Below are 25,204 nucleotides of genomic sequence, written 5' to 3' on the forward strand. Positions count from 1 at the left end.
AAGACAAACCCAGCGCCACCTATCTCCACCATGCACCCCACCGGCGCCCAGCAGCAACACTTTCCCGCCCCAAGGCGGCCGCGAAGCAGCCCGCACGCTGAGGAGCGAGGTACGAGCGTCTCGAAGTGCGCCCCTGAGCCTCCGCACCTCAAAGAGCGGTTGTGGGGGTTCAGCGTCGACGGTTGCCGAAGATGGAGCGGGTCAGCTCGCGTCCCAACACGGTTCCGGCGGAGCGAATGACGTTGCCCAGGGCCTTCTCGACCTGGCTGCTGCGCTGGGCCGCCTTGCGTTCGGCCTCTCGGGCCTTGCGCTGCTCCTCCTTCTCCAGTTCGCGGATCTGGCGCTCGTACTCGGCCTCCTTGCGCTTGCGCTCCTTCTCGGCCTCGGCAGCCTGCTGCTTGGCGAGCTTCTCAGCCTCCACCGCTGCGGCGGCCTCGGCAGCCAACCTTGCCTTCTCGGCCTGGGCCTCGTCGGCGCGCTGCTGGAGCTTCTCCTCGGCGGACAGCGGATTGACCGCATTGGCGTACTTGGCGGCCAGCGCCGACGCGCCAGCGAGGCCGTGCACGGTGACCGTCTGCGCCGGTCCCATCACCGAGGCGGGCGCCCAGATCTTGACGGACGAGACCGGCGTCGGGCGGCCATCTGGCCCGAGTACCGTCACCACCGCCTCGCCGGTGCCGAGCGTGGTCAGCACCTCGGCCAGGTCGAGCGAGGTGCGCGGGAAGGTGTCGACGGTCTGCTTCAGCTTCTTCTGATCCTCGGGGGTGGTTGCGCGCAGCGCGTGCTGCACCTTGGAACCGAGCTGAGCCAGCACGTCGCCGGGGATGTCCTTCGGCGTCTGGGTGACGAAGACGATGCCGACGCCCTTCGAGCGGATCAGCCGCACCGTCTGGATCACCTGGTTGACGAACTCCTTGGTGGCGTTGGCGAACAGCAGGTGGGCCTCGTCGAAGAAGAACACCAGCTTGGGGCGATCGGGGTCTCCCACCTCGGGCAGGGCGGTGAAGAGGTCGGCGAGCAGCCACATGATCATCGTCGAGACGAGGGCCGGGCGGCGCATCAGGTCGCCGACGGCGAGCAGCGAGATGACGCCCTTGCCATCGACCTGGCGCAGCAGATCCTCCGAGTCGAAGCCCGGGCTGCCGAAGAACTGGTCGCCGCCCTGCGCCTCGAGCGCCGTGAGCGCGCGCAGGATCACACCGGCCGTCGCCTTCGACACCCCTCCGAGTTCGGCCAGCTCCTCCTTGCCCTCATCGGAGGTGAGGAAGGTGATCACGGAGCGGATGTCAGCGAGGTCGATCAGCTCCAGGTTCTCGGCGTCCGCCCAGGCGAAGATCAGTTGCAGGCACTGCTCCTGCGTGGTGTTCAGGTCGAGGGCGCGGGCCAGCAGGATGGGCCCGAAGTCGGAGATCGGGACGCGCACGGCCGCCCCCGGACGCTGATCGTCGGAGCCGCTCAGCGTGAGAAGTTCGACGGGGAACGACGCCCCCGCCCAGGCCTGCCCGTTGGCACCGGTGCGAGCCAACAGTTTCTCGGACGACGCCCCGGCCTCCGCGAGCCCGGTCAGGTCGCCCTTCACGTCGCACAGCAGCACCGACGAGCCCGCCGCCGACAGCCCTTCGGCGAGCAGCTGGAGGGTGCGCGTCTTTCCCGTGCCGGTCGCGCCGGCCACCAGCATGTGCCGGTTGAACAGCGACAACGGCATCCGCGCGGTCACCCCCGGCACCGGCGTGCCCTGATCCATCACGGTGCCGATCGTCATCGACGGCGCGTCGAACGCATAGCCCGCGCGCACCGTCTCAAGGAAGGGCGACAGCTGCTGCGAAGCGGCCGGCTCCGCCGGGGTCTCCACAGGTGGCGCGACCGCCGGCTCCGGGGCTTCTGGCTTCGCCTCGACGGCCTCCGCCGCCTGCGTCACCACCTCCGTCGGAGCCTCGACGGTGTCGGTGGGCTGCCCTTGGGCGTGCGGCGCGACCTCAGCCTGCGCGACGTCAACCTGCGTGGCCTCTGACGCGGGCCCGCCCGCCTTGCTCGCCGCCAGTTCCAGTGCGGCCTTCGCGGCCTCGGCCTGCGCCCTCGCAGCCTCCGCCTCCGCGGCCTTCGCCCGGGCCTCGGCCTCCGCCAGTTGCAGCCTCAGCGCTGCCAGATCCTCGCTCATGGGCACATGGTAGTAGGCACCATAAGCCCTCGTGAGGCACAGCCACCGTCGCCGACAATTACTGCGGCTGATTCCGTCAGGCGCCAACACTGATCGGGGTGGATTCCGTCAGCAGCCGGGCCCACCCAGCGTTATCGGGGTTCCGAAAATCAGCATGCTGACATCCACAACCCCGATAACCCCAGTCCGACGAGTAACCGTACGGATTCAGCCTCAGTAAGTTATCCACAGCCCGCGCGCTAGGGGTTACGTTGCGGCGCTGCAGCGGGCACGATCGTCGAATGGACAGGGCAGGGTTTGCGGCTTGGGTAGCCGCCGTCAACGGCGTCGCCACCAGAGCCGAGCTGTCTGCCGTCGGCGTGAGTCCAGGCACGATCACCAGCCGGGTCCGCGACGGCGAATGGCAGCGGCCGTTCCCCGCCGTCTTCCTGCTCTTTCCCGGGACCCCCACGTGGGAGCAGCGGCTGGCCTGCGTACAGAAGTGGACAGGCGGACGCGGGGTGTTCTCACACCGCACCGCCGCCTACCTGCACGGCCTCCGACGAGAACCACCCGAAGTCCTCGATGTCTTGGTCGCCCATTCGGCCGGGCTGCGCTCAACGCCACGATGTACCGTCCGCCGCACGAAGACGTCCCCCACCCGCACCGGCAGTCCGCAACGCACGTCGCTCGAACAGACCGTCCTCGACCTCATCGACGACACCACTTCCGAGGCCCAGGTACTCGATCTTCTGATCGCTGCAATCCAGAAGCGGATGAACCTCACTACGTTCCTCACCCAACTCGGCCGACGCCCTCGCGTGAAGAACCGGAAGTTCATCCACCGGCTGCTCGACCTCACCGACGAGGGTGTGGAGTCCCACCTCGAACTGGAATATCGACGACGGGTAGAGCGCGCCCACGGACTTCCACGCGCGGTGCGCCAGAAGTGGGAGAGGCTCCGCGAGCGGTGGATTCGATCCGACTGCTGGTATCAGGGGTTGCGGGTGAGGGTCGAACTCGACGGGGAACTAGCGCACCCTGGTCGAGCCACCGACGCCGACGTCATGCGCGACAACGATCTACTCATCGCCCGCGACGACATCACGCTGCGCTATCGCTGGCCCCACGTGTGGAGTTCCCCGTGCGACGTCGCTGCCCAGGTAGGCTCCGCCCTCCGCCGTCGCGGCTGGCGCGGCCAGTTGAAGAAATGCTCCCCCACCTGCCGCGCGGGCCAGGTTGCCGACGATTACCGGGGCTGATTCCGTCAGGTATCAACACTCATCGAGGCGGATTCCATCAGTAACCGGACCCATCTGGCGTTATCGGGGTTGTGAAAGTCAGCATGCTGACATCCACAGCCCCGATATCCCCGCTTCGACGAGCAACCGTACGAAATCAGCCCCGCTAGGCACCGCCTGGCCACCAGCCGCACCGTCGATCAGGGCTACGCTGATTCAGACAGATCCGCATCACCCGAGAAGGGCCATCATGGAAATCCTCTTCGACACCGCCAACCTGGACGACATCGAGAGGCTCACCCCGATCTATCCCGTCAGCGGCGTCACCACCAACCCGTCGATCGTCAAAGCCGAGGGCCGGATCGACTTCTACCCCCACCTGCGCCGGATCCGCGAGATCATCGGCACCGAGCGCACCCTGCACGTGCAGGTGCTGGCCAAGGATGCCCAGGGCATGATCGACGACGCCCATCGCCTCCTGGACAAGATCGACGACCAGATCTACCCCAAGATCCCCACCACGGAGGCCGGTCTTCACGCGATGCGCGTTCTGAAGGACGAGGGCATCAAGGTGACCGCGACGGGTATCTACTCCAAGGCCCAGGGCATGCTCGTCATCGCCGCCGGCGTGGACTATCTCGCGCCCTACGTCAACCGGATGGAGGCCTTCGGGATCGACGCCTTCGGCACGCTGGAAGCCATGGCCGGGTTCATCGCGCGCTCAGGATCGCCCAGCAAGATCGTCGCCGCCAGCTTCAAGAACGTCTCCCAGGTGACGACGGCGTTCGAGGTCGGCTGCCAGGCCATCACCGTCGCCCCCGAGCTGCTCACTCAGGCCCTCGCCGCCCCGCACATCGTGAGCGCGGTGGACACCTTTGTCGCCGATTGGGAATCGGTCTTCGGCACCACCGCCCTCCCCTGACATCGCGCATCTCACCGCCTGACCAGACGCCCTGCCGGCCACTCACTAGAGGGTGGCCGGCAGGGTGAGGCGGAACGTGCTTCCTCCGCCCGGCGTCGGGCGGTAGTCCAGTTCTCCGCCGTGCTTCTCGGTGAGCGTCCAGGCGATGGCCAACCCCAGGCCGCTTCCGCCGTGGCTGCGTCCTCGCCCGGGATCCTCACGGAAGAAGCGCTCGAAGACGCGTTCCTCGTTACCGGTCTGCAGGCCCGGACCATGATCGATCACCTCGAGGACGGCGGCTTCGTCACGCACGCCAACCTGCACCTCGACGGCTGTGCCCTCCGGCGTATGCTGCACGGCGTTGCTGAGGAGATTGGTGACGATCTGCTGCAGACGCGCTTGGTCGCCGAGCACCGTCGGCGCCCTGTCCTGCCAGGGCGGATCAGTGGGGTTGAGGATCGCGACACGGCGCTGCGGTGCCCTGGCATGCGTGTCGGCCACCGCGTCGACGGCGATGCTGAGCAGGTCGACCGGCCGCTGCTCCAGCGCCCGGGTGGTGTCCAACCGAGCCAGCAGGAGCAGGTCGTCGACCAGCGCGCCCATGCGGATCGACTCCGCCTCGATCCTGCTCAGCACCCTGCTGATCTCGGCAGGGGTCGCGGCGATGCCGGAGCGCCCCAACTCGGCATGGCCGCGAATGGTCGCCAGGGGCGTCCGAAGCTCGTGACTGGCGTCTGCGACGAAGCGCCGCAGACGCTCCTCCGTCCGCGTGCGCTGGGCAAAGGCATCCTCGATCTGAGCGAGCATGGTGTTCAGCGACGTACCCAGTCGCCCCACCTCAGTACGAGACGACGCGACGTCGATCCTGCGGGACAGGTCGCCTTCGGCGATCCGCTCGGCGGTCCGCTGAATACGGGTCAACGGCAGCAGCCCGATGCGCACGACGGCGAACCCCGCCGCGGCAGCGACGCCGAGAATGATGGCACTGACCGTGAGCGCGATCGTCCCGAGCCGACCGAAGGCCTCGTAGCTGTCGACGAGAGAACGGCCGAAGACCACGTATCCCTCATCCATCGCGACAACCCGAGCCCGCCAGCGCGGCGGGCCGTGATCGGCGGGCAGGTTGATCGGCCCTCCGCTCGTCGCCGCCGGCGCGAGCTGCTGCAGCTCCAGGTCAGAGCCGGCGAGCGCGTCGCCGGAGTCCGGGATCCGGCAGGTGACCCTCCCGTCTTCATCGACGATCACCATCGCGAAGTCGGTGGGTATCTGGCGTATCAAGCCAGTCTTGAGATCGCAGGCCTGGTCGAGCCACAATCGCAGCTCCGCTGGCGGCTCGCCGCCGAACGGGGACTGGAGCTGCTCGTCGACCTGCCGGATCTGGAAGCCGCGGAACAACCCCAGCACCGCGAGGTTGGCGACGAGGAGCCCGAGGGCGAGGAGTCCGACGGTGCCCAGCACCAGTCGTCCGCGCAGCGACAGGGGCCTCATCGCAACTCCCGGGGCAGCCGCAGGGTGTAGCCGACGCCGCGCACCGTCTCGATCAGCGGCGGGTCGAACGCGTCGACCTTGCGCCGCAGGTAGCGGATGTAGGAGTCGACCACCGTCGAGTCGCCGTTGAAGTCGTAGTGCCACACATGTTCGAGGATCTGAGCCCTGGACACCACCCGGCCGGCGTTGCGAAGGAGATAGCGCAGCAGCGCGAACTCGGTGGGCGAGAGGGCGATGTGGTGGTCGTTGCGCCACACCTCATGCCCGTCCTCGTCCATCGCGAGGTCGGCGTAACGCAGATAGTCCGGCTCGCCCACCGCGACCCCGCCGCCTCTGGCGCGGCGCAGGATGGCGGCGATGCGAGCCGCCAGTTCCTCCAGGCTGAACGGCTTGGTGACGTAGTCGTCGGCGCCGAGCGTGAGCCCGTGCACCCGATCCTCGACGGCGTCGCGCGCCGTGAGGAACAGCACCGGAGCGTCGGTGGTACGTCGCAGCATCCGCAGCAGCTCGAAGCCCGGCACGTCGGGCAGCATCACGTCGAGGACGATCAGGTCCGGCGGGGTGGCCGCGGCGACGCTGAGCGCCTCCTCCCCGGAACCAGCGCTGCTGACCCGGTATCCGGTGTAGCGCAGACTCATCGCGATCATCTCGACGATGTAGGGCTCGTCGTCGACGACCAGGATGTGGGTGTTCTGCTCGTCCATACCGGCCAGCATGCTGGGTGAAGATGAAAGTTCGGTGATAGTTGCCGCATTCTCACCGATTTCGCATGAACCTTTCGATCTCTACACATCTTGGATCGTCATGCTGATCGGCATGCAGTGGAACCTGAGCCCCTCGGACGCGCCCGGCCCCCTCGTCGTCTCCGGTGTCGGCGCATGAACCGTCGACGCGTTCTCGTCAACGTCGGCCTGGGCGTCGTGGTGCTCGGACTCGGTGCCGCCGGCGCCGCCGCGTTGATGAGCCCGCGGGAGGATCCGCTGGCGAACCTGACCACGACGACCGTCTCGCGCGGCGTGCTGGAGGCGACGGTCACGGCGAGCGGCAACACCATCAGTGGGCGCACCGCGTCGCTGCAGATGCCCGGATCAGGCGGCACCGTCGAAGAGGTCTACGTCGCGACGGGACAGCGGGTTAAAAGCGGCGACGAGTTGGTGCGCGTCGACGACACCTCGGCTCGACAGCAGCTGGACTCTGCCTTGGTCCAGCTCGACTCGGCGAAGGCCTCCTACCTCACCGCAACCCAGGGTCAGACGAGCGCGGAGCGCGACGCGGATGCAGCCTCCGTCGCGTCCGCCGAGCAGGGCCTAGAGAACGCGAAGGATGCGCTGGCGTCGGCGAAGGCGTCGCTGAAGCTGATGAAGCGCCAGCAGTCGGAGCTCGTCGACGACGCCCAGTCGGCCGTCGACCGTGCCGCGAAGGCGAAGGACAAGACGGAGAACAAGATCGCGGAGGCCGAGGCTCAACTCGCTGCCGCCGATCCTGCCGATCCGACGACGGCGGAGACGATCAAGGCCCGCATCTCCACCCTGAAGACGCAGGCCGCGACGGAGCGCACGACGCTGAGCCAGGCGAAGTCGGCCCTGGCCCAGGCGAAGCGAACCCGCGACTCCGCGGTCCAGCAGGCCGACCAAGCGGTCACGTCGGCCGCGGGCAACAGGGACGCCGCGCGCGCTTCGCTGGCCCAGCAGGAGGCCGCCGTGAAGGTGAACCGGCAGGCACCCAAGCAGGGCACGATCGACGCCGCGCAGGCGCAGGTCGACTCGGCGCAGCTCGCGGTCGACCAGGCGCAAGCCGCGCTCGACGACACCGTCCTGCGCGCCCCGTTCGACGGCGTGGTCTCCACAGTCAACGCGGTGGTGGGGCAGTCTTCCAGCGCGCCCGCCTCCTCGGTCGACGGCTCATCGGGTCTGGTGACGCTCGTCGATCCCGATGGAATGCGGGTGACCGCCTCCGTCGCTGAGGCCGACGCCACCTCGATCCGGATCGGGCAGTCTGCCAGCGTCACCCTGCCCGCCTCCGGCATCCTGATCACCGGTGAGGTGGACTCCATCGACGTCGAGGGCACCGTCACCAACAACGTCGTGCAGTACATGACGACGTTGTCGCTGCAATCACCTCCCGAGGAAGTACGGGTGGGACAGACCGTGAGCATCTCGATCCTCACCGGCAGCAAGGAGGACGCGCTCTTCGTGCCCACGAGCGCCATCGCCGTCGACGGCGCCACCAGTTCCGTGACGAAGGTGGCCGATGGCCGGCTGAGCGAGGTCGAGGTCACCACCGGCCTGGTCGGGACCACGGGCACCGAGGTCGTCTCGGGGCTCGACGAAGGCGATGTGATCCTGTTGTCCAACGACGGCGATGACGCCCAGGCCGGCGCCTTCCCCGGCCCAGGGATCCCGACGCGATGACGACCAAGCCGGTCATCGACCTGCGTGACGTGCACAAGACCTACGGCGAGGGCGAGGCGGCGGTGCGCGCCGTCGATGGAGTGTCTCTTCGCGTCGAGCGCGGCGACTACGTGGCGATCATGGGCGCCTCCGGCTCTGGGAAGTCGACGATGATGAACATCATCGGGTGCCTCGACACCCAGACCAGCGGAAGCTACCGGCTGGACGGAATCGACGTGCGGCTGCTGGACGACCGACAGCAGTCGCGGATCCGCAATCGCAAGATCGGCTTCATCTTCCAGAGCTTCAACCTGATCGCTCGCACCAGCGCGCTGTCCAACGTCGAGTTACCGCTGGCCTATGCGGGCATCTCCGCCAAGGAACGACGGCGGAGGGCGCTTGCCGCACTGGATGCGGTCGGGCTGTCACAGCGCGTCGGGCATACGCCGGCTCAGCTCTCCGGTGGGCAGCAGCAGCGCGTCGCGGTGGCGCGGGCGATGGTGACGGATCCCGTCCTGCTGCTGGCCGACGAGCCCACCGGAGCGCTGGACAGCCACAGCACCGAGGACGTGCTCGACCTGTTCGACCGTCTCTCACTGGGTGGGCGCACTGTGGTGGTGATCACCCACGAGTCGGAGGTGGCCGCCCGCGCGAAGCGAGTGCTGCGGATGCGTGACGGATTGGTCGTCTCGGACGAGCGGGTCGTACCGGTCGACGCTCCCCCGCCGAGGATCGCGGAGGCGACGCGATGAACATCTCGGAGGCAGCCAAGTTCGCCTGGCGCGGCCTGATGGCCAACAAGCCCCGGTCGGCGCTGACCATGCTCGGGGTGATGATCGGCGTGGCGTCGGTCATCGTGCTGGTGGCCGTGGGCTCGGGCGCGAGCCGGTCGGTCTCCAGCACGCTCAGCTCTCTCGGCACGAACACCCTCACCATCACGCCCGGTGGAGGAAGCGGCGGTTTCGGCGGCTTTCCCGCAGGATTCGGCGGCGCCGCGGGGGACACCGCCGACACCGGCACCCAGATCCGCGAGGCCACTCTGACCATGGCCGACGCCGAGGCGCTGGCCGATCCGGTGGCCGCTCCGGACGTGGCTCGCGTCGCGCCCGTGGTGAGCGCATCGTCGGTGACGGCGACGCTCGGCACGGCGTCGCATACCGTCGCCACCACCGTCGGATCGACCGCCACGTACCTGACGATCGGCAACGAGGTGGTCACGCGCGGACGCGCGTTCGCCGCCTCCGACTACGATTCCCACTCCCGCGTCCTGCTGATGGGCAGCACCGTCGCCGAGGCTCTGGCCGGCGGCGACGGCACGGCCATCCTCGACCAGGTGGTCCGCCTGAACGGCAAGGAGTTCACCGTGATCGGGTTGCTGGAGGAGAAGGGCTCCTCCGGTTTCCAGGATGAAGACGACCGGATCATCGCGCCCGCCACCGCCGTCCAGGACCACCTGGCCGGCTACGGGAACCTGAGCAGTATCTCCGTGCAGGCGGCCAGCGCGGAGAAGGTCGACGCCGCACAGGCTCAGGTCGAGTCGATCCTGGATTCCCGGCACCGCACCACGGCCGACGACCGCGACTTCACCGTCACCAACTCGGCCAGCTTCCTCAGCGCCGCCAGCTCCATCACCGGCATCTTCACGCTGCTGCTCGGGGCGATCGCGGCCATCTCGCTGCTCGTCGGCGGAATCGGCGTGATGAACATCATGCTGGTCACCGTCACCGAGCGCACCCGCGAGATCGGCATCCGCAAAGCGATCGGCGCCGACCGAGCCGACATCATCCTGCAGTTCATGCTCGAGGCCGTCATGCTCTCCGTGCTGGGCGGGGTCGCGGGCATCGGATTCGGCTATCTGGTCACCCGGATCGAGATCGCCGGCTTCCGCGCCGTCATCGAGCCGTACTCCGTCGCCCTCGCCTTCGGCTTCGCGGTGGCCGTCGGCCTCTTCTTCGGCATCTATCCCGCGATGCGCGCCGCCTCGCTACGGCCCATCGACGCCCTCCGCTACGAGTAGTCCCCGAAAGGCGCCCATGACCGACCCCATCAACCTCGACGACCCAGACGACGAGTTCCAGCCTCGCCATCGCCGCCGCCTGCACTGGCTGACGGTGGTTCTCATCGGCTTGATCATCTGGGGTGCCGGCTTCCTCGTCGGCGTCCTCGTCGACCGGTCGTTCGCCGGCCTCCTCCCCTGACCGGTGCCAATGCACAGGCCGATACCTCGTGAACACCTATCAGCATCACCGATCGCGCAGGGTTTGCTCCCAGTCCTGGACCGTGCTGAAGATCGCGATGATGTGGATATCGTCTGCCGTCACAAGGAAGCAGACGACACGATGTCGCTCAAAAATCCGAGTTCGTAAGCCGGGCAGAAGGTCGTCTCGATGATGCCCGGCGGGCGGCGCGGTTGCTATCCCGTCGCAGAAGTCGAGCAGGCGGTCGAGGTAGGCGTCTGCAACTGATGGGCCGGCACGCTCGATCAGATAGGTCTCTATCTCTTCGAGTTGAGCGAGGGCTTCAGGAGAGTAGCGCGGCGGTGTCATGCGCGGGTGGCGCGTCGGGCCGTGAAGTGCGCACGCACGTCGTCTGCCGGAATCGACCGTGAGGGATCGCTCAGAGTTTCCTCGGCGATCGGCACCGCGACCTCGCGGAGCCATCGCTCCACCTCTGGGTCATGGGTGAGATCGTCCTCTTCGGTGAGCAGCCGTAATCCGTTGCGGATCACTTCATCCTGATTCGGGTACTCGCCCGACGCCACCCGAGCGTTGACCGCGTCCGCGACGTCACGGCGCACCACGAGGGGAACCATGTCGTGGATGGGTTCGGCGGCGTTCATGCTCAGAGTCTACGTCCACCCTCCCCTCACACCGCAGCGTTTTCCACAGGTCAGGGGGTGCCCCGGTCTTACCCCCGTTTTCACAGCGTCTACCCAGGTTGTACGTGTATAAGGGCAACGCTCGGCTAATCTGGCCGGGTGTTGGGGCCCTTTCTTCGTCGTGCGCACGAGATTCTCATCTCGTTGCGCGACGCTTTCCTGACCCAACCCCATGGCGTGTTCGTCATGGACACCATGGCGGAGCTGCCTCTGGACCCCATCGCGGTGCGCCGCGCAGCTCACGTGCAACGGCTGGCTGAGGTCGGCCCGCGCGAGATTCGTGAGATCTCCGCCGCGCGACTCCAGGATCCCCAACGTCTGGCCAAGGCCGCTCGTCGCGCCCTGGAGTCGGGGTGTCGTCTCTGGGTGCTGTCCATCGACGACGAGGCCACGCTGAGCGCGCTGCACGAGCGGTTCGGCGATGCCCTGGTGGCTCTGGGTCCGGAGACAGAAGACGGCCGTCGCGCCTACGGCATCTCGCCCGCCGACGCCACAAGGTGGCTCCTCAAAGAACACCCCGACCAGGCCGAGATCTTCGAGGGCGCCGACGCCGCCGGCTTTCCCCACGATCTCCTGGCGACGCTCAGCGAGCTCACCATCCCGGTGCGGCACCGCTCGGCGATCTCCACCTTCCTGCGCAATCCCCGCGTCTACGTCTACCTCGTGGTGTTCATCTATTCCGCACTGCGCGCCCTGCCGGTGGTCTTCGTCAAAGAGTTCCACGGCAGTGTGCTTATGCTCTGGTCGATCGACATCATCACCGCCGTGCCCTACACCTGGGGGGTGATCGCGATGGTCACCGGGAGCACCCGGCGGACGCGCATCCTGGGCGCGCTCACCACGATCGTCACCTTCGTCGCACCCTACGTGTACTTCGGCCTGCACGGCCGCGACTATCCGCCGTACGTGATCGTCGTGATCGCGGTGCTGGTGTTCAGCGGCCTCGGCCTCGAGGTGGCCAAGTTCCGCCAAGAGCGAGGACTCGAAAAGCGCTACGCCGCCGTCGAACCGCGCCGTGTCACCAGTTCCTGAACCGTCCGATAGGCGCTGAGCAGCATCAGCCAGCCGCCGCAGACCCACCAGATGATCTCCACCACGAGGCTGCGCTCCGGATACTGAGCGACGAGCACCGCCGTCGCCGCGATCCACCCGAAGGCCGTCACCACGTTGACCGGCATCAACCGGGTGACGCGGAACGGATGCACGAAGGTGAGCGGCGCCACGGTGAGGATCGACAGCACGATCGTGACCACGACGTTGAAGGTCACCCCGGTGCCGAGGATCCACATCACCACGGCCACCACGTTCCAGGCGGCGGGGAAGCCCATGAAGTAGTAGTCGTGGGTCTTGAGACCGACGTTGCAGTAGCAGAAGACCGAGGAGACGCAGATCAGGACGAACATCGCTCCGGCCATCCCCGGCGAGCCGAACGGCAGATGCAGGTACATGAACAGCGCGGGGATGAAGGTCCAGGTCAGGTAGTCGACCACCATGTCGAGCACCGCACCGTCGAAGCCCGGGGCGTAGACCTTCACCTCGGCCTTGCGGGCCATGGTGCCGTCGAGGCCGTCGACGATCAATGCGATCCCCAGCCACAGCCACATCTTGGCGATCTCGCCCTCGAACAGCGCCACCACCGCGAGGCAGGCCCACACCACTCCAGTCATGGTGAACAGGTGCACCAGCCAGGCGAGGGCGATGCGTGCGGGGTTGCGCGGGACGGCGTGTGTTGTGGTGGTCATCTTCTCGTCTCGGTTCTCAGGTTGGCAGAGGTGACGCGCGGGGAGGCTAGTCCCCGACTCGGGCGGCCATAGGCAGCGCGTTGCCGGGCGGCGGTTCGACGCGGTGCCTCTCCTCGCGGTTGAGCGCCCGGTACAGCGAGAACATCACCAGATACAGCACGACGGAGAACGGCAAGCCGATGATCAGCGTCGCCTGCTGCAACGTACTGACCCCTCCGACGACGAGCATCGCCAAGGTCAGCACCCCGGTCGCGACCGACCACACGATCCGCAGGATCCGTCCGCCATCCTGGTGGGCGTCCTCGATCTTCGACGAGAACCCAGAGAGCACCAGCGCGCCGGAGTCGGCGGAGGTGACGTACAGCAGCAGGCCGGCGAGCAGCGCCACCACGAGCAGCACCGAACCGCCCGGGTATTCCGCGATCAGATCGAAGAAGGCACGCTCGGGGAGCGCCACGGCCGTCTCCGCGAAGGTCATGTCCCCGCCGATCACCAGATCGAGGGCCGAGTTGCCGAGCACCACAACGAAGAGCGCGATGTAGAGGAACGGGATGATCATCACGCCGACGATGAACTGGCGCAGCGTCCGGCCACGGGAGATGCGCGCGAGGAAGAGCCCGACGAAGGGCGCCCACGCGATCCACCAGGCCCAGAAGAACAGCGTCCACGCCTGCGACCACGCGTCGGGCCGGTCCCACGCGTGGGTCTCCAGGAGGAGGGAGGGAAAGCGGGTCAGGAAGTCGCCGATGTTCATCACGAAACCCTCGAGGAGGCGCCTGGTCTGCCCGAACAACAGTACCCAGGCCAGCATCACGAAGACCACGATCATGTTGGCCTCGGACAACCGGCGAATGCCTTTCTCGACGCCGGACACGGTCGAGGCCGTGGCCATCGCGACCGACAGCACGATCAGCCAGATATAGGTGGCGATGTTCTCCGGCACACCCACCAACACATGAAGGCCGTAGGCGAGCTGGACGACGCCGATGCCGAGCGAGGTGGCGATCCCGAACACCGTGCCCAGCACCGCGATGGTGTCGATGGTATCGCCCGCCCACTTGTCGGTGAACCGTCCCAGGATGGGGCGGATGAGGGTGCGGATGGAGAGGGGTTGCCCCTTCCGGTAGGCGAAGTAGGCGAAGGCGGCTCCCATCACGGCGTACATCGCCCAGCCCACCGGACCGTAGTGAAACAGCGTCCACACGATCGCCTGCTTGGCGGCTTCCGCGGTCATGCCGTCGCCCGTCGGTGGCGCGAGGTACTGGGCCACCGGCTCGGAGACGGAGAAGAACATCAGGTCGATGCCGATGCCGGCGGCGAACAGCATGGCGGTCCAGGTGAACAGGCTGAAGGCGGGACGCGATTCATCCGGGCCCAGCCGGACACGGCTGAAACGTGAGAACAGCAGGTAGGCGACGAAGGCGACCACCACGCCCGCCGTGGCGATGTAGTACCAGCCGAAGTGCGCGGCCACCCAGGTCACGATGGCGCCGATCACCTCGCCCGCCCGTTGCGGCGCGACCATGGCCCACACCGCGAGCGCTGCGATGAGGATTCCGGAGCTCATCAGCACCGGCCAGTTCACTTTCGGCACACCTGGTGCCTGCCTCAGTTCGCCTGGGGCGACACCCTTGCCGTCGGCCATCTGATTCCCATCGTTCAGGGGCCGCACCTGCCGTGGGCCCACCTTATTCTCATGGATCACACAGCAAACGCAAAGACAACCGTCGTCTGATCTTCATCATCCGAAGGTCTGACGGGGTTCCTAGCGCCAGCGGAAGGGGTTCAGCGAGAGCTTGTGTTCGTCGCCGGACTCGCCCTTGTCTTCGCGTTCGCGACGGCGGCCGAGCACCAGTTTCTTGAACACGACGGCGCTCTCCTCCGAGCGCCCGCCCACCACGCGTCCCTCCTCGGTGACCCAGCGGATGTCCTCTGCGGTGCGTTCGCCCGCCCTGAGGTCGACGAGATCCCCCAGGTAGCGCAGCACGGCAGCGAAGGTGGCCGCGACGGGCACGGCGAGGAACGCACCGAGAATGCCGACCCAGGCGCTGCCGAGGAACACCGACAGCAGCACGACGACCGGATGCAGCTTCATCACTCGCGACTGCAGCACAGGCTGCAGCACATTGCCCTCGATCTGCTGCACCGCGAGGACGAGCACCAGCACCGCGAGCGCGATCCACGCCCCGTTGAAGACGAGCGCGACGAGGATGGCGATCGTGCCTGCCGCGATCGCGCCCACGATGGGGACGAAGCCGGCCATGAAGGTGAGCACCGCGATCGGGAAGGCCATCGGCACCCCCATCAGCGCGATGCCGAGGCCGATGAACGTCGCGTCCAGCAGGCTGACCACGGCCTGGGTGCGGACATAGCCGGAGATCGTCTCCCAGATCCGCGCGGACAGTTCGGCGACGTGGAAGCCTGCGCGTCGTCCGACGATCTGCCGCGTCCAGCCCACGAAGCGGTGACCGTCCTTCAGCATGAAGAAGGTGACCATCAGGGTGATGATGCTGGTGGCGACGATCGAGCCGAGGCTGCCGCCCAGGCTGATCACCGTGGTGGCGATGTCGCCCACCTTGGTGCGCAGCCACACGCTGACCTGTTGCATGGCCTCGTTGATCTGGACGCTGCTGATGTTGAGGGGTTCGCCCGCGGCCCAGTTCTGCAACCGACGCAGCCCTGCCAGCGCCGAGCGGTTGAGCGCGTACCACTCCCCCGCGAGCGCCGGCAGCACCAGGCTGAGCAGGAACGCAACGACGCTCACCCCCGTCAGCACCGCGATCAAAGCGCCGAAGCCATAGGGGATGCCGACTCGCTTGAGGAGTTTCACCAACGGCCACAGCACCGACGTGAGGAGGATGCTGAGCAGAATCGGGATGGCCGCGCCCGAGACGCTGCTCAGCGCCCAGCCGATGACCCATGCTGCCGCGGCGATCAGCAGGAAGCGGGCGGCCCAGGCCGCGCCCCACCGCCAGGCCTCCCCGATCACGTCGGACTTGTCGACCGGATGCTCGGGATCGGGCAGCGGCAGGGCCGCCAGCTCCTCGTCGGACAGCGAGAACCCCGCCGGACGGGCCGCCTGACTAGGCCCTTCGACGGGGTTCTCGTGCGGGGTCTGCACCGGCTGCTCGTCGTTGATCACGGGACTCCTTTGGATGGAAGCTCCCTGTCACGATACCGCCGGGCGTCCCCGAGAGGTTGGAGAAAAGCGCGTTGTCGGCCGCCTCGTGCGCGGGCTATCCTCGCCTGAACGGGTTGAGCCGATTCCACCGCTCGGCGTCGCCCTCGCGACGACGGATGAGCGCCTGGAACCAGGCTGCGCTCTTCTGCGCCTCGCCCCCGACGACGCGGCCGTCGTCGGTGGCCCACTGGATCTCGTCGGCCTTCACCTCGCCCACCCGCAGGTTGGCCAGGTCGCCGAGATAGCGGAAGACGACGGCGATGGTCGCCGCCACCGGCACCGCGAGGAAGGCGCCGAGGATGCCGGACCAGGCGGCGCCGAGGATCACCGCGAGCAGGACGATCACCGGATGCAGCTGCATCACCCGGGATTGCAGGAAGGGCTGCAGCACGTTGCCCTCGATCTGCTGCACCAGCAGCACCACGCCCAGCACGGCGAGCGCCACCCAGAATCCCTTGGACACCAGCGCGACCAAAACGGCCAGCGTGCCCACTGTCAGCGCGCCGACGATGGGGATGAAGCCGCCCATGAAGGTCAGCACCGCCAGCGGGAAGGCCAGCGGCACGCCCAGCAGCGCGATGCCGATGCCGATGCCGATGGCATCGACCAGACTCACCACCGCCTGGGTGCGGATGTAGCCGGAGATGGTGTTCCAGATCCGCGCGAAGAGCTCGGCGACGTGGAAGCCGACGCGGCGACCGACGATCGCCTTGGTCCACGGCACGAACCGGCTGCCGTCCTTCAGCATGAAGAAGGTGACCATCAGCGTGATCAACGTGGTGGCGACCAGGCTGCCGATGCTGCCGCCGAAGCTGAGCAGCGTCTGGGCGATGTCGCCCGCCTTGCCCTGCAGCCAGCTCGTCGCCTCGCCGATCCAGGCCTGGATCTGGTCGTCTCTGATGTCCCAGGGCAGCTGATCGAGCCATCCCTGCACCTGGTCGATGCCCTCGACGGCCGAGGCGCTCAGCTCGTCCCATTGGTTCGCCACCGCCGGGGCGATGAGCGAGAACAGCCCGACGATGATGCCAAGGCCGGCCAGCAGCGAGATCAGCGCGCCGCCGGCGAACGGCACTCCGACCTTCTTCAGCCACGCCACCAAGGGCCACAGGACCGAGGCGATGATCAGGCCCATGAGCAGCGGAATGACCGCGCCGGTCACCTTGGACAGGCCAAGGCCCATGACATAGGCCGCCGCGGCGATGAGCAGGAAACGACCCGCCCAGCCGGCCAGCCACCGGCCGGCCTCACCGATCACGTCGGACTTGTCGACGGGGTGGTCCGGATCCGGCATCGGGAGGGCATCCAGTACGTCCGGATCCACCGCGGGATCCCGAAGCGGAACCTCCTGCGTGGCCGTCGCAGCGGCGGTGGCCGTCGTCTCAGCAGCCTCGGGTTTGGAGATGTCGCCGCTCGGCGCGGTGTCGTCTTGGCTCATGATTCTCCCAGTACGCGATGAATCGGGGACGGATTGCCGTCCCGCCTACCGCTTCACGATACAGCCCGCGCCGGAGACCTCCTCACGGAGGCGTCCGGCGCGGGCTGCGTGGATGTGGTGGATCAGAGCTCGATCAGAGCCTGACCGCCCTGGACGGCGTCGCCGGGCTTGACCAGGATGGCCGAGACGGTACCTGCGGCGGGCGCGGTGATCTCGGTCTCCATCTTCATGGCCTCGAGCACGAGCAGCACCTGCCCGGCCTCGATCTCCTGGCCCTCCTCGACGAGGATCCGGGCGACGGAGCCGGCCAGCGGGGCGACGACAGCATTGGAGCTGACGGCCGACACCGAGGCCTTGGTCGGGATCTGGTTGGATCCTGCGTTGACGCCGATCACGATGGGGCCGAGGCTTTGACGCTCCTGCTCCTCGACCTCGACGTCGATCTCGTATTCCGTCTGATTGACGGTCACCTTGAGCTTCATAAGGTTTTGAACTCCTTGTCAGACGGTTAGCGGACGTGCGGGACGCTGCGGTCCTGCACTCGGGTACGGGCGGCGGCGGCCCAGCGGGTCTGCGAGCCGAAGCGCACAGCGCGGATCTTGGCCTTGTGACCGAAGTACGCCGCGACGGCGGCTCCGATCAGCACCAGATCTTCCTCGGGCACCTGCTGCTTGGCCTCGAGGGTGGCCAGCCGGGCTTCCAGCGTGGCGATCCTCTCGGTCAAGGCGACGAGCTTTTCCTCCAGCTCGGCCATGTTCACTTCACTCATTGACGTGTCCGATCAGGCCGGGCCGAGGCCGTGCTTCTTGGCGGGGCGCACTTCGCGCTTGCCGACCAGCAGCTCGAGCGCCATGGCGATCTCGCGGCGGGTGTCGGCCGGGTCGATGATGTCGTCGACCAGGCCACGGCTGGCGGCCATGTACGGGGTGGAGAAGGTCTCGCGGTACTCCTCGACCAGCTCCGCCCGACGGGCGTTCTGGTCCTCGGCGGCCGCGATCTCACGACGGAACACGACGCCCGCCGCGCCCTCGGCGCCCATCACCGCGATCTCGGCGGTGGGCCAGGCGAACACCTTGTCGGCACCCAGATCCTTCGAGCACATCGCCAGGTAGGCGCCACCGTAGGCCTTGCGCAGCACGACGGTGATCTTCGGGACGGTGGCCGCGGAGTAGGCGTAGAGCATCTTGGCGCCGTGGCGGATGATGCCGTTGTGCTCCTGGGCGACGCCGGGCAGGAAGCCGGGCACGTCGACGAGGTTCACCACCGGGATGTTGAAGGCGTTGCAGAAGCGCACGAACTTGCTGGCCTTGTCGGAGGAGTCGATGTCCAGCACACCCGACATGACGCTCGGCTGGTTGGCGATGATGCCAACCGTGCGGCCCACGACGCGACCGAAGCCGACCACGATGTTGCGTGCCCAGCCGGCCTGCACCTCGAGGAAGTCGCGGTGGTCGACGATCTCCGCGATGATGTCGCGGATGTCGTAGCCCTTGTTGCCCTCGACGGGGATGATGTCGCGCAGCCGCTCGTTGGGCTCCACCACGTCGTCGGGATCAACGACCGGGGCGTCCTCGGTGTTGTTCTGCGGCAGGAAGCTGAGCAGCTTCTGGGCGATCAGGATGGCCTGCTCGTCGTCGTCGGCCACGAAGTGCACGACGCCGGAGCGGCCCATGTGCGCGTCCGCGCCGCCCAGGTCGTCCTGGGTGACCTCTTCGCCGGTGACCTGCTTGATCACGCCCGGGCCCGTGATGAACATGTGGGCTTTGCGGGTCTGGATGATGAAGTCGGTCAGCGCCGGGGAGTAGGCCGCGCCGCCGGCGCAGGGGCCGGAGATGATCGAGATCTGCGGCACCGCGCCCGACAGCAGCACGTTGGCGTAGAACACCTTGCCGTAGCCGGACAGCGAGTCGATGCCCTCCTGGACGCGGGCGCCGCCCGAGTCGTTGATGAAGACGAACGGGGTGCCGGTCATCAGCGATGCCTTGAGCGCCTCGGCCACCTTGATCGAGTGCGCCTCACCGGCCGAGCCGCCCATGACGGTGAAGTCCTGGCTGGCGATGTGCACGGGGCGACCGAACACCGACGCGGAGCCGGTGATCACGCCGTCGGCCGGCATATCGGCCTTGTCCATCCCGAAGGTGGTGGTGCGGTTGCGACGGAAGGCGCCGGTCTCCTGGAAGGAGCCCTCGTCGATCAGGGCGGCGATCCGCTCACGAGCGGTCATCTTCCCCTTGTCGCGCTGCTTCTGCAGCTTGTCCTCGCCGCCACCGGCCTCGACGTGTGCCCTCGCCTTGGCGAGTTGTTCCAGGCGCTCGGCCATGGTGTGTTGCTTTGCCATCTGGGTTGCTCCTTAGGCCGGCTCGACGACGACGCTGTGCGAGCGCCCGGCGAGGGTGACGTTGTACTTGACGGGGGCGGTGATGCCCGTTGCGGGGCCGGCGGCGGCAGCCTTGGCGGCGGCCAGCTGCTCGGGCGTCTTGCCGACGCTCTTCGGGCCCTCGGCGCGAGCGGCCAGGAACTTGGGCGCGACGCCGGGGAACATGGCGTTGGTGAGCACGTCCTCCTCGGAGCCGTCGAAGCCGTCCAGCGCGGAGGCCTGCTCGACCAGCTCGTCCCATTCGGGCTTCAGCAGGTCGGCCGGACGCACCGTGATGGGCTCCTTCTTGGCCTGCGCCTGCGCCATCGCGACGACCTCTTCGTTGCGCTCACCCAGGCATTCGCCGTAGTAGCCGAGCATCAGGTCGGCGAACTCGCCGGTCATCACCTTGTAGCGGCCCATCAGCACGTTGAACACGGCCTGGGTGCCGACGATCTGCGACGACGGGGTCACCAGCGGCGGGTGGCCGGCGTCGGCCTTGACCCGCGGAACCTCTTCCATCACTTCGCGGATGCGGTCGCCCGCGCCCTGGGCCTTCAGCTGGGACTCCATGTTGGAGAGCATGCCGCCGGGGATCTGCGAAGAGAAGATGTCGGTGTCGACCAGGGTGGCCGACTCGAACTCGGCGTACTTCGGGCGCACCTTCGCGAAGTGGTCGCGGATGCGCAGCAGGCGCTCCATGTCCAGATCGGTGGTGTACTCGGTGCCCTCGAGCATCGCGACGAGCGACTCGGTGGGGTTGTGGCCCGGGCCGAGCGACATCGAGGAGATCGCGGTGTCGACGACGTCGGCGCCGGCCTCGATGGCCTTCATCAGCGAGACCAGGGTGACGCCGGTGGTGGAGTGGCAGTGCACGTTGATCTGGATGTCGCCGTAGGTGTCCTTGATGCCCTTGACGATGTCGTAGGCGGGCTGCGGCTGCAGCAGGGCGGCCATGTCCTTCAGCGCGATGGACTCGGCACCCATGTCGAGCAGCTGACCGGCCAGCGCGATGTATCCCTCGACGGTGTGCACCGGGGAGACCGTGTAGCAGATGGTGCCCTGGGCGTGCTTGCCGACGGCCTTGACCGCGGCCATGGCCCGGGCCATGTTGCGCGGGTCGTTCAAGGCGTCGAAGACGCGGTAGACGTCCATGCCGTTCTCGGCCGACTTCTCGACGAACTTCTCCACCACCATGTCCTCGTAGTGGCGGTAGCCGAGCAGGTTCTGGCCGCGCAGCAGCATCTGCAGGCGGGAGTTGGGCATCAGTTCACGGAAGGTGCGCAGCCGCTGCCACGGATCTTCATTCAGGAAGCGGATGCACGAGTCGAACGTCGCTCCGCCCCAACACTCGACCGACCAGTATCCGGCCTTGTCGATGTCCTCGCACGCATCGACCATGTCTTCCATGGCCATGCGGGTTGCCATCAAACTCTGATGCGCGTCCCGGAGAGCTACCTCGGTGACGCCGATCTTTCGCGCTGTCATAGGTCTATACAATCATGCGGCTTTCGGCCCTTTGGACCCACCCCGGATTAAGGCCGGATGAAGGGATGACTAGCGCGTGGGGCCGACGAAGGACGGCGGTTCGGCGGCGATCGATCGGGCTCGCCGACCCCGCAGCCCGACCCCGTTGCCCAGGGCGGCGCCGACGGCGAGAGCCACCGCGATCATCGCGGCGTGCGCCAGCAGATCCATGCCCGCCAGGGTGCCCTCGAGCTTGTCGGAGGTGGCGATCTGCAGCAGCCCGCGGAACACCATCGCACCGGGCACCAGGGGAATGATCGCCGCGGTCGTCACCGCGACCGACGGCACGAATGACGCCCGGGAGATCATCGTGCCGAGGAAGGCCCCGACGATCGCGCCGATCGCGCTGGCGGCCACCACGCTGAACCCGAAGGACTCCGCGACACTGTACCCGCCCGCCGCGGAGACGCTCAGCACGCCGCTGATCAGGACCAACCGGGCATCGCCGCCGTTGGAGATCGCCACCGCGAGCGCCAGCACGAAGGCGCCGGCCAGCACGTGCAACAGCGAGCCCCTCGGCAGCGCCTCCTCCGGAAGCGGGATGCCGTAGCCCAGCAGCCGGCCCAGTTCCAAGCCGACGTAGATGCCGAGCACCACGCCCACGGTCTGCAGGATCAGCTCGAGGATGCGGCCGCCCGCCGTGATCGAGAACCCGTCGATGGCATCCTTCACCGCGCCGACCAAGGCCAGGCCGGCGAGCATCACCACGATGCCCGAGGACACGATGATGGCCGGCCGCACGTCGGTGAAAGGTTCGACGCCCGCCTCGCCGAGAGCGGAGACCCCCACCGCCACCGAGGTGATCACGAACGCTCCCGCGACCTGCCGGAAGAACGGCGGCACCTTGATGGTGGTGAGTCCGGCCTGGGTCAGCGCAGCTGCCAAGGCGGCGACGAAGGTGAGCGCGAGGATCACCGGGGATCCGTCGTACATGATGCCGACACCGACGGCCACCACAGCCCGTGCGATCGCGACGATCAGACTGCGATACCGGAACGGGGTGCGCCGGATGCCCCGGATGCCCTCGAGCGCCTCGGCGAGCCCCATGCCGTTGTCGATGCGAGCCAGCAGGAGCTGGATCCGCTGGAACTTGGAGTGGTCGGGCTCCATGTTGTGCACGACTCGCATCATCGTCATCGGCCGCTCGCCCGGCCGGTGGTAGGAGACGGTGACCGAGTTGAACGTGACGTCGGCCTGCAGGCCGTGCAGGTCGTAGGCCTGGGCGACGTCCCGCATCGCGACGGTGGCCTCCCGAGCGGAGGCTCCGACGGCCAGTAGCTGCTCGCCGATCCGCATGGTCAGCTCCAGGATGCGCGCCACCCCGGCCTCGTGGATCGCGGGCTGCTCCAGGGTGTCCTCGACCCGGGTCGGGTCGCTGTAGAAGGCGCGCGAGAGCCCGCGCCTCCGCCGTCGCTGTCTGGCCATCACACCATTCTGCCGCGACGCGCGCGTCAGAGGCCGTAGCGGGCGGCGGTCTCGATCGCCTCGTCGCGGGTTCTGGCCTCGAGTTTGCGCATCAGGTTGGCTCGGTGGAACTTCACGGTGTTCACCGAGACGAACATCTGCTCGGCGACATCCTTGTTCGACAGCCCTCGACGGAGATAGCCCAGCACCTCCTTCTCGCGCGCGGACAACACCACGGGATCCGCGACGGGATGCGCCGCGAACGACAGCGCCATGTCGAGCCGGAGCAGCGACGCATCCGGATGGTCCTCGATCAGCGCTCGGAGCCGGAGGATCTCGTCGGGCGACGCCGACGCCAAGGTCTTCGGCGCGAGGCCCCGTCGCGGCAGCACCTTGATCGCTCGTTCCAGGTTGATCCGCGCCTCGGTCTCCCGGCCGGCGCGCACCGCGACCAAAGCCTCATGGAGATGCTGCGCATGGAACATCCGGGGCGAGTCCTCCAGCGAACGCGCTGCGTCCGCCCACACGGCCGGTATCGCGACCTTGCCCGCATATCCCCCTTGGCGCAGAGTCGCGGACACCGTCGCCTGCGACAGCCGCAGCACCACCGGCGCCGCCGGATCGGCCGACGCGTCGTGCTCGTGACCCGCCAAGAGCTCTCGGAGAGCGTCCGGATCCTGCCGCACGACGAGCATCGCCGCACGGGCGAACTGGACGCCGGGCCACGGCCGAAGATCGCCGAGCCGCTCCTCCACCGCCCGGTAGAACACGTCGGCGACATCGGGCTCACCGCCGTCGAGGGCCGCCCATGCCTCCGCCAGGTGCGAGCTGACGATGTTGGCGTGGCGCCGGAAGTGCCGGCTGCCGGACAGGTAGATGTCGGCGTCGGGCGGATCCTCGAGCCCTCGTTCGCGGTGGGAAAGCACCAGGACGCGCGTCGCGAACGACGTCCGATCACCGTGCGGGTCGAGCCGCGAGGGATCCTCGGTGAGGAGGCGCAGCGCGCGTCGGGAGAACCAGGCGGCCGTGGTGACGTCGCCGAGCTGCAGGCTCACCTGGGCGAGAACCAGGAAGTCCGACACGACGCCGGTGACGACGCTGTCCGGATCGTCGTCCTCCAGCAGGTCCATCACCACGCTCTTGGCACGGTCGACAGCTTCCTGCGCCATGCCGGCGGGCTCGCCCGCGCGGCACAGATCGGCCACGCGCGCCAGCACCGCGATCTGATCCCAGGGCGCGCGCGGCATCTCCGCCAGCAGCTGGCATACCACCGTGAAGACCCGCGACGGCATGGTCGCGGCGCCGCCGAGACTCGCGATGCGCTGCCTGATGCAGAGCAGCCCTGGGTGCGGGGCCAAGGCCGCGTAGCTTTCGGAGTAAAGCCGCTGCCAGAGCTGGAGGTAACCGTCGGGCAGCACGTCCCACAGCCACTGCGAACAGACCGTCTCCGCCTCCGCGAGACGCCCCGCGTCCACCAGCGTCGCGACCTCGAGGGCACGGTCTCCCACCTCCCGCGCGCCTTCGAGCACCCGATCCGCGAGACCCGGGCCCGGCGACGCGAACTCCGCCGCGAACTGCAGGATGGCCTGCCGCGCGGCCTCGTTCCATTCGAAGATCCGCTGCTGGACCTCCTCGCTGAAGGTCATCCGCCCCAACCCGATCACCTGCAGGCGGTGCAGAAGGGGCGCGACGGCGTCGTCGTCCAGGATCGAGGCCGCCGTACCGACGGCGAACCGCGGCACGTGGGCCAGCGTCAGGACGGCCCCGGCGATCCTCACCGGCCACCGCTCGGGCCGCAGCTGCGCGAGGAAAAGCCTCAGCGCCTCGTCCTGCGTGACGGTGCCCAGCTGGCTGTCGACGGGATGGTCGGCGAGCACCGCGGCCAGCATGCCGGGGTGGCCCTGCGTGATCTCGTGCAGCGTTCGCACCGCCTGAGGGCTGGGGCTGAGCCCGGCCTGCTGCATGAGCTCCTCGACCTCGACCACCGTCATCCGGAGCGCCTGATCGTCGAGCTGGGCGAAGGCGATGCCCCGCTCTCTGGCCCCCTTCAGGAAGACCTCCGCGTCGAAGCCCGAGACGATCAGGCGAAGGTTGGACGTGGAGTCGAGGATGTCAAGGAGGTGGTCGGCGGTGTCCTGGTCGAGGTGATCGATGTCGGTGATCGCGATCACGACGGGGCGATGGTGCGAGTGCCGATGCTGATCGATGAGCTCCTGGAGCTGGTCATAGGAGGACGGCAGCGGAGGCGCCTTGAGATAGGTCTGAGTCCGCAGCGCCGACCAGATCATCCGGGTGAGCTGCGGCCCCGTCACCGGCGAGTTCAACGACAGGAGCACCCGGTGCTCGTCGCACGGCTGCTGCGCCCAGTCCTTGAGGAGTGTCCTCTTCCCTGCCCCGGGAATCGCCTCGATCACGACGAGCGGCAAGGGCGAGTCGAGCGACGCGATCAACCGATGACGAATCACCTCAGGGAACCCCTCCTGCCGAGAGCCAACGCCTCCCCCCGGCGGGCGCGTTCATCGCT

The 25,204-nt window shown here is 67.8% G+C and carries 23 protein-coding genes; 8 read left to right on the plus strand and 15 right to left on the minus strand.

All coding sequences use genetic code 11. The features are described from left to right. Nucleotides 1–169: 169 nt before the first annotated feature. On the minus strand, nt 170–2,158 hold the full coding sequence (locus P0D62_RS12675) for a helicase HerA-like domain-containing protein (protein ID WP_275702910.1): 1,989 nt from the start codon (nt 2,156–2,158) through the stop codon (nt 170–172). 281 nt (nt 2,159–2,439) lie between these two features. Between P0D62_RS12675 and P0D62_RS12680 the strand changes: the two genes are divergently transcribed. After that, entirely contained in the window at nt 2,440–3,399 is a 960-nt protein-coding gene (locus tag P0D62_RS12680; RefSeq protein WP_275702911.1) for a hypothetical protein, read from the plus strand. Nucleotides 3,400–3,628: 229 nt separating this feature from the next. Next, on the plus strand, nt 3,629–4,300 hold the full coding sequence (locus P0D62_RS12685) for a fructose-6-phosphate aldolase (protein WP_275702912.1): 672 nt from the start codon (nt 3,629–3,631) through the stop codon (nt 4,298–4,300). A 45-nt stretch (nt 4,301–4,345) separates the two neighbouring features. Here the strand turns inward: P0D62_RS12685 and P0D62_RS12690 are convergent, their stop codons facing one another. Beyond that, nucleotides 4,346–5,767: a sensor histidine kinase gene (locus P0D62_RS12690; RefSeq protein WP_275702913.1), complete on the minus strand. Its 1,422-nt coding sequence runs from the start codon at nt 5,765–5,767 to the stop codon at nt 4,346–4,348. Continuing rightward, nucleotides 5,764–6,471: a response regulator transcription factor gene (locus P0D62_RS12695; RefSeq protein ID WP_275702914.1), complete on the minus strand. Its 708-nt coding sequence runs from the start codon at nt 6,469–6,471 to the stop codon at nt 5,764–5,766. Before P0D62_RS12695 ends, P0D62_RS12690 begins: the two co-directional genes overlap by 4 nt. 10 nt (nt 6,472–6,481) lie before the next feature. On the opposite strand from P0D62_RS12695, the gene P0D62_RS12700 reads away from it, so the two are divergent. From P0D62_RS12700 to P0D62_RS12720, 5 genes are read left to right on the plus strand one after another with little or no spacing between them, the layout of a single operon-like run. Further along, nucleotides 6,482–6,649: a hypothetical protein gene (locus tag P0D62_RS12700; protein WP_275702915.1), complete on the plus strand. Its 168-nt coding sequence runs from the start codon at nt 6,482–6,484 to the stop codon at nt 6,647–6,649. Further along, nucleotides 6,646–8,178 carry an HlyD family efflux transporter periplasmic adaptor subunit gene (locus tag P0D62_RS12705; RefSeq protein WP_275702916.1) on the plus strand — a complete coding sequence of 511 codons (1,533 nt, stop codon included), beginning with the start codon at nt 6,646–6,648 and terminating at the stop codon, nt 8,176–8,178. The genes P0D62_RS12700 and P0D62_RS12705 overlap by 4 nt, the downstream gene beginning before the upstream one ends. Then, nucleotides 8,175–8,909: an ABC transporter ATP-binding protein gene (locus tag P0D62_RS12710; protein WP_275702917.1), complete on the plus strand. Its 735-nt coding sequence runs from the start codon at nt 8,175–8,177 to the stop codon at nt 8,907–8,909. The genes P0D62_RS12705 and P0D62_RS12710 overlap by 4 nt, the downstream gene beginning before the upstream one ends. Continuing rightward, complete coding sequence (locus P0D62_RS12715; protein WP_275702918.1) at nt 8,906–10,174, plus strand: ABC transporter permease; 1,269 nt, start codon at nt 8,906–8,908, stop codon at nt 10,172–10,174. Before P0D62_RS12710 ends, P0D62_RS12715 begins: the two co-directional genes overlap by 4 nt. A 16-nt stretch (nt 10,175–10,190) precedes the next feature. Further along, a complete protein-coding gene (locus P0D62_RS12720) occupies nt 10,191–10,355 on the plus strand; it encodes a hypothetical protein (protein ID WP_275702919.1) in 165 nt (54 codons plus the stop codon). Between the two features lie 45 nt (nt 10,356–10,400). Here P0D62_RS12720 and P0D62_RS12725 read toward each other — a convergent pair whose 3' ends face one another. Together P0D62_RS12725 and P0D62_RS12730 are read right to left on the minus strand one after the other, a co-directional pair. Beyond that, entirely contained in the window at nt 10,401–10,703 is a 303-nt protein-coding gene (locus tag P0D62_RS12725) for a type II toxin-antitoxin system RelE/ParE family toxin (RefSeq protein WP_275702920.1), read from the minus strand. Beyond that, nucleotides 10,700–10,996: a ribbon-helix-helix domain-containing protein gene (locus tag P0D62_RS12730; RefSeq protein ID WP_275702921.1), complete on the minus strand. Its 297-nt coding sequence runs from the start codon at nt 10,994–10,996 to the stop codon at nt 10,700–10,702. Before P0D62_RS12730 ends, P0D62_RS12725 begins: the two co-directional genes overlap by 4 nt. A gap of 183 nt (nt 10,997–11,179) precedes the next feature. Here P0D62_RS12730 and P0D62_RS12735 point away from each other — a divergent pair, with 183 nt between their 5' ends. Then, nucleotides 11,180–12,067 (plus strand): hypothetical protein, encoded by an 888-nt coding sequence (locus tag P0D62_RS12735; RefSeq protein ID WP_275702922.1) that lies wholly within the window; start codon nt 11,180–11,182, stop codon nt 12,065–12,067. Here P0D62_RS12735 and P0D62_RS12740 read toward each other — a convergent pair. From P0D62_RS12740 to P0D62_RS12785, 10 genes are all read right to left on the minus strand, one after another. Further along, nucleotides 12,028–12,777: a CDP-alcohol phosphatidyltransferase family protein gene (locus P0D62_RS12740; protein ID WP_275702923.1), complete on the minus strand. Its 750-nt coding sequence runs from the start codon at nt 12,775–12,777 to the stop codon at nt 12,028–12,030. The genes P0D62_RS12735 and P0D62_RS12740 overlap by 40 nt on opposite strands. 46 nt (nt 12,778–12,823) lie before the next feature. After that, entirely contained in the window at nt 12,824–14,449 is a 1,626-nt protein-coding gene (locus P0D62_RS12745; protein WP_275702924.1) for a BCCT family transporter, read from the minus strand. 93 nt (nt 14,450–14,542) lie between these two features. After that, nucleotides 14,543–15,919, minus strand: coding sequence for an AI-2E family transporter (locus P0D62_RS12750; protein WP_275702925.1), 1,377 nt, complete (start codon nt 15,917–15,919; stop codon nt 14,543–14,545). Nucleotides 15,920–16,013: 94 nt separating this feature from the next. After that, nucleotides 16,014–17,393, minus strand: coding sequence for an AI-2E family transporter (locus tag P0D62_RS12755; protein WP_275702926.1), 1,380 nt, complete (start codon nt 17,391–17,393; stop codon nt 16,014–16,016). 122 nt (nt 17,394–17,515) lie between these two features. Continuing rightward, complete coding sequence (locus P0D62_RS12760) at nt 17,516–17,875, minus strand: biotin/lipoyl-containing protein (protein WP_275702927.1); 360 nt, start codon at nt 17,873–17,875, stop codon at nt 17,516–17,518. A gap of 26 nt (nt 17,876–17,901) precedes the next feature. Continuing rightward, complete coding sequence (locus P0D62_RS12765; RefSeq protein WP_275702928.1) at nt 17,902–18,162, minus strand: hypothetical protein; 261 nt, start codon at nt 18,160–18,162, stop codon at nt 17,902–17,904. Nucleotides 18,163–18,174: 12 nt separating this feature from the next. Next, on the minus strand, nt 18,175–19,731 hold the full coding sequence (locus P0D62_RS12770; RefSeq protein WP_275702929.1) for an acyl-CoA carboxylase subunit beta: 1,557 nt from the start codon (nt 19,729–19,731) through the stop codon (nt 18,175–18,177). A gap of 12 nt (nt 19,732–19,743) precedes the next feature. After that, nucleotides 19,744–21,237 (minus strand): methylmalonyl-CoA carboxytransferase subunit 5S, encoded by a 1,494-nt coding sequence (locus tag P0D62_RS12775; protein ID WP_275702930.1) that lies wholly within the window; start codon nt 21,235–21,237, stop codon nt 19,744–19,746. 69 nt (nt 21,238–21,306) lie between these two features. Continuing rightward, nucleotides 21,307–22,701, minus strand: coding sequence for a threonine/serine exporter family protein (locus P0D62_RS12780; protein WP_275702931.1), 1,395 nt, complete (start codon nt 22,699–22,701; stop codon nt 21,307–21,309). A 26-nt stretch (nt 22,702–22,727) separates the two neighbouring features. Further along, nucleotides 22,728–25,145, minus strand: coding sequence for a helix-turn-helix transcriptional regulator (locus P0D62_RS12785; protein ID WP_275702932.1), 2,418 nt, complete (start codon nt 25,143–25,145; stop codon nt 22,728–22,730). Nucleotides 25,146–25,204 lie beyond the last annotated feature (59 nt).

This window comes from Tessaracoccus caeni (assembly GCF_029211185.1).
GTDB lineage: Bacteria > Actinomycetota > Actinomycetes > Propionibacteriales > Propionibacteriaceae > Arachnia > Arachnia caeni.